The following is an 8,484-nucleotide window of genomic DNA, read 5'->3' as shown; positions in this document are numbered from 1 at the left end:
TGTTAATCCGCAGGTCCCCCGTTCGAGTCGGGGAGGGGGAGCCAATCGTTAATCTTCTTTATGTATGCTTGTTCCCCCTTAGCTCAGTTGGTTAGAGCGACGGACTGTTAATCCGCAGGTCCCCCGTTCGAGTCGGGGAGGGGGAGCCAACTTTTAATACTCCACATTTCCACCAATATTAGACTTTTTTAAGAATATAACTTACCATTACATAAGAGATTTTTTCGTATTAGTGATAGTATTTTTTGACACTATTGTTTCAGTAATGTAAAAGAACTAGTTATTCCCTACTTCATTTAATACGATCTAACTTTTTATACATCGTGAGATAAGAAAAACCATGGCAGGACTGACTCGCTTTATTACGATTCAAGTATTTTTTTGCATGCTAGCAACTGTGTTAACAGGTTATATGCTAAATTCTGCATTACACCAATTTGCTAATAGTCAGCAGTTAAAAATACAACGTGCAATAGACTTTGAGCTAACACAATTAGATCCTGATCAGGATCTAGAAGCATTTGCTAAAAATATTAAACTACAATACAACCTCGATAAACTGATCATTAAAGACATAGAAAATAAAACTCTTTATAGCCATCAAGGAAATCAAGGTTATTTGCCTTTTTTAGTAAAACAATTACAAAAAATTAAACCTTTCATACGCTCGCAGCATGGTGCTGGCAGTGATTTAGGATTAAAAATCGAATTCACTTTGCGCTTAGAACAAGCTGCCGAAATTATGCAGAACGCATTTTTGATTTTATTCTTGGTGATTTTAGTTTTAACCCTAGTGCCTTTCATTACGTTAAAGCTCACCCTACTTCAAGCATCAAACAAAGTGGGTGATGCCATTTCAAATATGGTTGACAAGTATATCGAGAGCGATAACAAAGACGGAAAACTAGATTCATCATTAGTTGATGGTACCATTAGTAATATCTTTCCAAGCATCGTTCGATTAAACAGTTTTTTAAAACGTAAGCAAAAAGACATTGAATCTTCTGCTCTTGATATTAAACGTGAAGCTTACAAAGACACAATTACAGGGCTTGGTAATCGAAATTTATTTATAGAACATTATGAACACCAAGTTGAAAATGCGGAAAAACCTTGTTTTGGTACACTTGCCGTTGTCCGCTGTACTGAATTGAGCTTAATAAATCAAACTCGAGGTTATCAGCAAGGTGATGAATATATAAAAGATGTATCAGAATTAATTACGCAAGCAATTGGAACCTATTCCGGCAGTACTAGTTATCGTCTGAATAGTTCTGACTTCGCGGTTCTATTGATGAACGTACCCTTGAAAGAAGCTGAAAGACTCGGTGAAGTACTTCAAAGTAAGTTCACAGAATTTCAACAACATGTTGAACTTACAAGTGTTGCCAATACAGGTATAGTGTCATTTGAAACGGGTAAACCGCTCAGTCCACTTTTGGCTCAGGTCGATACTGCGCTCAGCATGGCGCAAAGCAAAACAACGAATGGTTTCCATATTCAAAAAGAGAGCGATATTCTAGATAATGTTGCTGCTAGCTTTGGCAACCAAAATTGGCGACAAGTGATTGACGATGTTTTAAACAACAGCCGTATTCAATTGATGATACAAACGATCATGCCTACTAGCCGCAGTTCAAGAGCATATTCTGAGATTTTTGCTCGATTTAAAACCACTGAAGATCATATTTTACCAACAGCATCCTTCCTTGCGATGAGTGAAAAGTTAAATCAGCACGCACATGTTGACAGATTAGTCATTGAAGAAGCAATTAATGCAATTAAAACACGCAACTTAAATGATCAATTTTTTGGTTTAAATGTATCTGCCAAAAGCGCACATGACGAGCAGTTTTCAATTTGGTTGGAACGTCGCTTGCTAAAAGATAACGCAATTGCAGCGAAATTAATTTTTGAAGTGAGTGAATTTGGTTTACAGCAAAATGTTAAAGCATCTAAACGTTTTATAGACATGATCCACCGCGTAGGGGCACGTATTACTGTTGAACGATTTGGTGTTGGTTTAACGTCGTTTAAATTCTTCCGTGATCTTAAGCCCGATTTTATCAAAATGGATGCAAGCTATACACGTGGTTTAGAAGAAGACAAAAACAACCAATACTTCATGCGATTAATGGTTGATTTAGCACACCGAATTGGCGTTACCGTTCTTGCCGAAGGTGTTGAAAGCCAAGAAGAAAAGCACATAATTGAACAATTGTGTTTAGATGGCGCGCAAGGCTATTACATTGAAAAGCCAAAAGAGATTTAATCTCACGCAAAATCAAGAGCGTGTTTACCTATACTGTCTATTTCTGCAGCTGTTTGTTTGGCATTCAAACAAGACAGAGCGATTGTAGTGATTCTACATAAATGAGCGATAACGCAGTTTAAATGTCAAACAAGCGCCGCCTGTAATGTTCAATCCAGACCGTTATGCTCTTTGTTTTCACTTCTTGACTTAGCCCACTAGGCCTGCGAAGTAACGCCGAGATCAAAACGATTTGGACTTAAACAGAATTTAGACTGTGAAGATCAACTCGCTCTAATTAAATAAGGGACAAAATGTCCCTTATTCTTTTGCGTATATTAAACTTTCTATATTGAATGCGCATTGTTTAGCAGAATAAGTTGAGCTTTAATCCGAAAATTCGGATAATAAACGCCAAATCTAGCGCGTAAAATATATCAATGACCGAATATCTACTGTTACTTGTTGCAACTGTATTAGTAAACAACTTTGTACTAGTTCAATTTTTAGGCTTATGCCCTTTTATGGGTGTTTCTGGCAAACTTGATACTGCTATTGGCATGTCACTTGCCACTACGTTTGTTCTTACCCTCGCTTCGGTCACCAGTTACCTTGTTAATCAATATATTTTGGTGCCTTTAGAGCTGACCTTTTTACGCACTATGAGCTTTATTTTAGTAATTGCTGTGGTCGTACAATTCACTGAAATGGTGGTAAGAAAAACCAGCCCGACACTTTACCGCTTACTTGGTATTTTCTTACCATTAATAACAACTAACTGTGCAGTGCTTGGTGTTGCATTGCTTAACACACGTGAACAACATTCTTTTTTACAATCCGCAATCTATGGTTTTGGTGCCGCGGTTGGCTTTTCATTAGTGTTAATTTTATTTGCTGCAATGCGCGAGCGCTTAGCTGCTGCAGATGTACCAACACCATTTAAAGGTGCATCCATAGCAATGATCACTGCGGGCTTAATGTCGCTTGCATTTCTTGGCTTTACTGGATTGGTTAAACTGTAAATGACTTTATTCTACGCCCTACTTGCTCTTGGTGGCTTGGCTCTGTTATTTGGTGCTGTGCTTGGCTTTGCGGCTATTCGTTACAAAATTGAAGGTAACCCTATTGTAGATCAAATCGACGAAATACTGCCGCAAACGCAATGCGGCCAATGTGGTTATCCTGGCTGCCGTCCCTATGCAGAAGCCATTGCTAATGGTGATGATGTAAACAAATGTCCGCCGGGTGGTGAAGCTACAGTACAAAAGCTTGCTGATTTAATGGGGGTTGAAGCCAAACCTTTAGCTGGCGGTGAAGAAAAAGAGCCCATTAAAACAGTTGCTTACATTCGTGAAGACGAATGTATTGGTTGTACCAAATGTATTCAGGCCTGCCCTGTTGATGCCATTGTTGGTGCTACTCGCCAAATGCACACGGTATTAATAGATGAATGTACAGGTTGCGATCTGTGTGTTGAGCCCTGCCCAGTTGATTGCATAGACATGGTGCCAGTAAAAACTACAAGTAAAAACTGGAAATGGAACCTAGAAACCATTCCTGTTACAAATATCGAATAGAGGTTGTTGGTGGAATCTATTTTAGAACAAATTGAACGCGGTAAGCTTTGGAATATTCCTGGGGGAGTTCACCCTGCGACTAATAAAGCAAGTTCAACACAACAACCAATTAAGCGATTACCGCTACCAGAAAGCTTAATCATTCCGATTAAGCAGCATATTGGCGATAACGGCAAATTACTTGTAAACGTTGGTGACTATGTACTTAAAGGTCAGCCGTTGACAGAAGCTGCTGGTCACTGGAGTGTGCCAGTTCACGCGCCAACATCAGGTACCATCAGCGAAATAGCAATGAAACCCTCAACTCACCCAAGTGCATTACCTGAACCAAGTGTAGTGTTAACACCAGATGGTGAAGACACCTGGTGTGAGCTTGCCCCTTGGCCTGATTTCTACGCTAAATCTAACCAAGAAATCGTCGACCGTATTCAAAGTGCGGGGATCAGTGGTATGGGCGGTGCTGGCTTTCCCGCTTACATAAAAGCACAACCAAAAAACGAAATTGAGTTTTTAATTATCAATGGTGTTGAGTGTGAGCCTTACATCAGTGCAGATGACATGCTGATGCGTGAGCATGCAAACGAGTTAATTAAAGGCATAGAGGTGCTTCGCAAGCTTTACCAACCAACAAAAATCTTAATTGGTATTGAAGACGATAAGCCTGAAGCAATTGAAGCACTAAAAAAAGCGTGCGAAAACGACCATTACACCCAAGTATGTCCGGTACCTACCAAATACCCTTCTGGTGGTGAAAAACAGCTTATCCAAATACTGACATCAAAACATGTACCTCAAGGTGGCATTCCATCTGATATTGGCATGGTGGTGCATAACGTTGGAACCATATACGCTATATACCAAGCTATTTACCATGGTAAGCCATTAATTGAACGTGTTGTAACACTCACCGGTGAAACCATTGCAAACCCTTGTAATGTTTGGAGTTTACTTGGCACGCCAATTAAATTTTTACTAGAACAAACTGGTTTTCAACCACAAGAGTGGCAACGTGTGATTATGGGCGGCCCAATGATGGGCTTTACCTTACCCAGCGTGCGCTTGCCTATCATTAAAACCAGTAACTGTGTACTGGCGCCAAGTTCACAAGAAATGCCGATGCCTGGTGAGGAAAAAGCCTGTATACGCTGTAGCGCGTGTGCCGATGCCTGCCCTGCCAGTTTATTACCGCAACAATTACAATGGTTTGCAAAAAGTAAAGAGTACAACAAATTAGAAGAACATAACTTATTTGATTGTATTGAATGTGGTGCCTGCGCCTATGTCTGCCCGAGTGAAATTCCGCTAGTGCAATATTACCGTGTCGCCAAAGCAGAAATCCGCCAAGAGCGCGAAGATAAAATCAAAGCTGAGCGCGCCAAAGAGCGATTTGAAGCCCGTAACGAGCGTTTAAAACGAGAGCAAGAAGAACGTCAAAATCGCCACAAACGTGCTGCAAAACACACCACTGACGAAGCTAAATCGAAAGTTGAAGAAGCCTCTAAACGAGTTGCATCAAGTGATAAAAGTGCAGCGGTTGCCGCAGCGCTTGCCCGCGCTAAAGCCAAACGTACCGAAAATGGTGAGCCTGACAACACTGAAATGGCAAAACTGCGTGCAGAACGTAAAGCTCAGGCCCGTGCTTACAAAGAAGAAAAGCCAACAGCCACAAGTGGCGAGAATAAGAAAGATGCTGTTGCAGCTGCAATAGCGCGTGCTAAAGCGAAAAAAGCTGAGCAAGCTGAAGCGTCAAATGTAAATGATACTGCAAGTAACCCTCGTAAAGCCGCCGTTGCCTCAGCTATTGCGCGTGCTAAAGCGAAAAAAGCAGCTAAAGAAACGGAATCCCAAAATGCTGACATGCAAGCATCCGAGTCAGAACTACTAAGTGAAGATGATCCTCGCAGAGCGGCTGTTGCTGCTGCTATAGCCCGTGCTAAAGCGAAAAAAGCAGCCAAAGAAGCTGAATCACAAAACGACGATGCGCAAGCTGTCGAGCCAGAAACAGAAAATGCAAATGATCCGCGTAAAGCGGCAGTTGCTGCAGCCATTGCGCGTGCTAAAGCGAAAAAGGTTGCGAAAGAAGCTGAATCGCAAAGCGACGATACACAAGCCGTCGAACCGACAGCGCCAAGCGAAGACGACCCGCGTAAAGCCGCAGTTGCCGCAGCCATTGCCCGTGCTAAAGCGAAAAAGGTTGCGAAAGAAGCCGAATCGCAAAACGACGATACACAAGCCGTCGAACCGGCAGCGCCAAACGAAGACGACCCGCGTAAAGCCGCTGTTGCCGCAGCCATTGCTCGCGCTAAAGCAAAAAAGGCAGCTAAAGAAGCCGAGTCGCAAACTATTAATACTCAGGAAGACGAGTCATCAGTTCATAAGATCAATGGGGACATTGAAGGCCAAACAGAGCCTAAAGATGCGATTAACAACGATCATCCTGCACCGCTTGATGCAGAAGCGCGAAAAAAAGCCGCAATTGCAGCAGCGATAGCCAAGGCAAAAGCGAAGAAAGCAAAACAAGATAAAGGATCAGAATAACGTGCAATTATCCTTAACCAGTTCACCGCATCACCATAGTCATAAGTCACTCAGTGCGATTATGCTCAAGGTGTGTCTTGCTGCAAGTCTTGGCATTGTATGCCAAGTTTATTTTTTTGGTTTTGGTGTACTTATTCAGTTGCTGCTTGCTATTGCAACAGCAGTCGCGGCTGAAGCATTCGTACTCAAGCTCAGAAAACGCAATATAAAATCAGCACTTTCTGATTACAGCGCGGTGTTAACCGCCCTTTTACTCGCAATTAGTATTCCACCGTTAGCACCTTGGTGGGTGATTGTTATTGGTACCGCATTTGCCATTATTTTCGTAAAGCAACTCTACGGTGGCTTGGGTTTTAATTTATTTAATCCGGCAATGGCTGGTTATGTGCTGTTGCTTATTTCTTTTCCAGTACAAATGACAACCTGGTCACCTCCCATGGAGCTTGCTCTTAATCAACATTCCTTATTGGATGAAATTAGCGTTATTTTTACAGGTATTACGCAAAGTGGTTTCACAACGGAACAACTAAGACTTGGCGTAGACGGTGTATCAATGGCAACACCTCTCGACAGTCTTAAAACGGGTTTAAGTAATGGTTTGACCACATCTGAAAGCCTACAGAACCCTATATTTGGTGAGTTTGCAGGTATTGGCTGGCAATGGGTCAACTTTGCTTACTTACTAGGCGGGATTTACTTACTCCAGTCACGCGTTATTAACTGGCATATACCCGTGAGTTTTTTGGTTAGTTTGGCAATATGCGCAAGTATCGGTGTAATTTTTCACCCTGGGGTCAGCACTGGTCCTATTCTGCATTTATTCAGTGGTGCAACCATGTTAGCGGCGTTTTTTATCGCGACTGATCCTGTGTCTGCATCTACCACCAACAAGGGACGTTTAATTTATGGCGCTGCAATTGGTTTGCTTGTGTACATTATTCGTACTTACGGTGGCTATCCTGATGCTGTGGCTTTCTCAGTGCTGTTACTCAATATGGCTGTGCCATTAATTGATTATTACACGCAGCCAAAAGTGTATGGGGCGAGGGAGCAATAATGTTAACTAAATCAATCTCAAAGAACTCCCTTATTTTGGGGGCATTTGCAATCGCCAGTACTGCTTTGGTTACGCTCACCTACATTTTGACCAAACCGGCAATTGAACAAAACAAACAGCAAAAATTGATGACTACATTAAGTCAGGTGATTGATGGAAATGAATACACTAATACGCTGTATTTAGACTGTACTGAGATTGCTGAGGATTACTTAAATCATTCAGCACCAACTAAAGTATACCGTGCGAAGAAAGACGGTAAACCGGTTGCTGTCGTATTACAATCAACAGCACCTGATGGCTATAGCGGTAATATTGAAATTTTATCAGCCATCTATATTGATGGCACCATTGCTGGCGTACGCGTTATCGAACATAAAGAAACACCAGGGCTTGGTGACAAGGTAGAAATCCGCCGTTCAGATTGGATCAAAAGTTTTAATGGCAAGCGCCCTACATCAATTAAAGATACAACTTGGGCTGTTAAAAAAGATGGCGGTGAGTTTGATGCATTTACTGGTGCCACAATTACCCCAAGAGCTATAATAAGTGCTGTAAAACGTGCAAGCCTTTACACTCAAAACCAGCATCAAGACTTATTTAATAATGCTAATCTATGCGGAGTAAACAATGACTGAACAACTGCGCGATATTATTAATCAAGGCCTTTGGAAGAATAACCCTGCGCTGGTGCAACTGCTCGGTTTATGTCCGTTACTTGCTGTTTCTGCAACGATTACCAACGCACTTGGCCTTGGCCTTGCTACTCTTTTTGTATTGCTTGGCTCAAATGTTACGGTCGCAATCGTGCGCGAATGGGTACCGAAAGAAATCCGTATTCCTGTGTTTGTGATGATCATCGCCGCATTTGTGACAATGATCGAGTTATTAATGAATGCATTTAGTCACGAGCTTTACTTATCACTGGGTATTTTTATCCCTCTTATCGTTACTAATTGCGCTATTATTGGCCGTGCTGAAGCATTTGCCTCTAAAAATTCTGTGCCACTTGCCGCCTTTGATGGCTTGATGATGGGGCTAGGTTTTTTAATTGTGCTTGT

7 protein-coding genes and 1 tRNA gene are annotated in these 8,484 nt (G+C 41.8%); all 8 read left to right on the top strand.

Translation table 11 applies throughout. From position 1 onward, the window contains the following. The first annotated feature begins 72 nt into the window (after positions 1-72). Positions 73-149, top strand: a tRNA-Asn gene (locus ABYD77_RS16020). A gap of 191 nt (positions 150-340) precedes the next feature. Then, the gene (locus ABYD77_RS16015; protein WP_372771116.1) at positions 341-2,272 is read left to right on the top strand and encodes an EAL domain-containing protein; all 1,932 of its coding nucleotides are present in this window, start codon (positions 341-343) and stop codon (positions 2,270-2,272) included. A 419-nt stretch (positions 2,273-2,691) separates the two neighbouring features. Beyond that, complete coding sequence (rsxA, locus tag ABYD77_RS16010; protein WP_038642068.1) at positions 2,692-3,273, top strand: electron transport complex subunit RsxA; 582 nt, start codon at positions 2,692-2,694, stop codon at positions 3,271-3,273. Next, positions 3,274-3,828, top strand: a complete 555-nt coding sequence (rsxB, locus tag ABYD77_RS16005) for an electron transport complex subunit RsxB (protein ID WP_372771115.1) — start codon at positions 3,274-3,276, stop codon at positions 3,826-3,828. A gap of 9 nt (positions 3,829-3,837) precedes the next feature. Then, the gene (rsxC, locus tag ABYD77_RS16000; protein ID WP_372771114.1) at positions 3,838-6,366 is read left to right on the top strand and encodes an electron transport complex subunit RsxC; all 2,529 of its coding nucleotides are present in this window, start codon (positions 3,838-3,840) and stop codon (positions 6,364-6,366) included. A 1-nt stretch (position 6,367) separates the two neighbouring features. Next, the gene (rsxD, locus tag ABYD77_RS15995) at positions 6,368-7,423 is read left to right on the top strand and encodes an electron transport complex subunit RsxD (protein WP_372771113.1); all 1,056 of its coding nucleotides are present in this window, start codon (positions 6,368-6,370) and stop codon (positions 7,421-7,423) included. Beyond that, on the top strand, positions 7,423-8,061 hold the full coding sequence (gene rsxG, locus ABYD77_RS15990) for an electron transport complex subunit RsxG (RefSeq protein ID WP_372771112.1): 639 nt from the start codon (positions 7,423-7,425) through the stop codon (positions 8,059-8,061). Before rsxD ends, rsxG begins: the two co-directional genes overlap by 1 nt. Then, positions 8,054-8,484: electron transport complex subunit E (locus ABYD77_RS15985; RefSeq protein ID WP_372771111.1), on the top strand; the 431-nt coding region annotated here is incomplete at its 3' end. The genes rsxG and ABYD77_RS15985, both read left to right, overlap by 8 nt.

Origin of the sequence: Pseudoalteromonas sp. (assembly GCF_041629635.1) — a bacterium.
Taxonomy (GTDB): Bacteria; Pseudomonadota; Gammaproteobacteria; order Enterobacterales; family Alteromonadaceae; genus Pseudoalteromonas.
The sequence above is the reverse complement of the archived record's forward strand: the minus strand, read 5'-3'. Positions and strand labels throughout refer to the sequence as shown.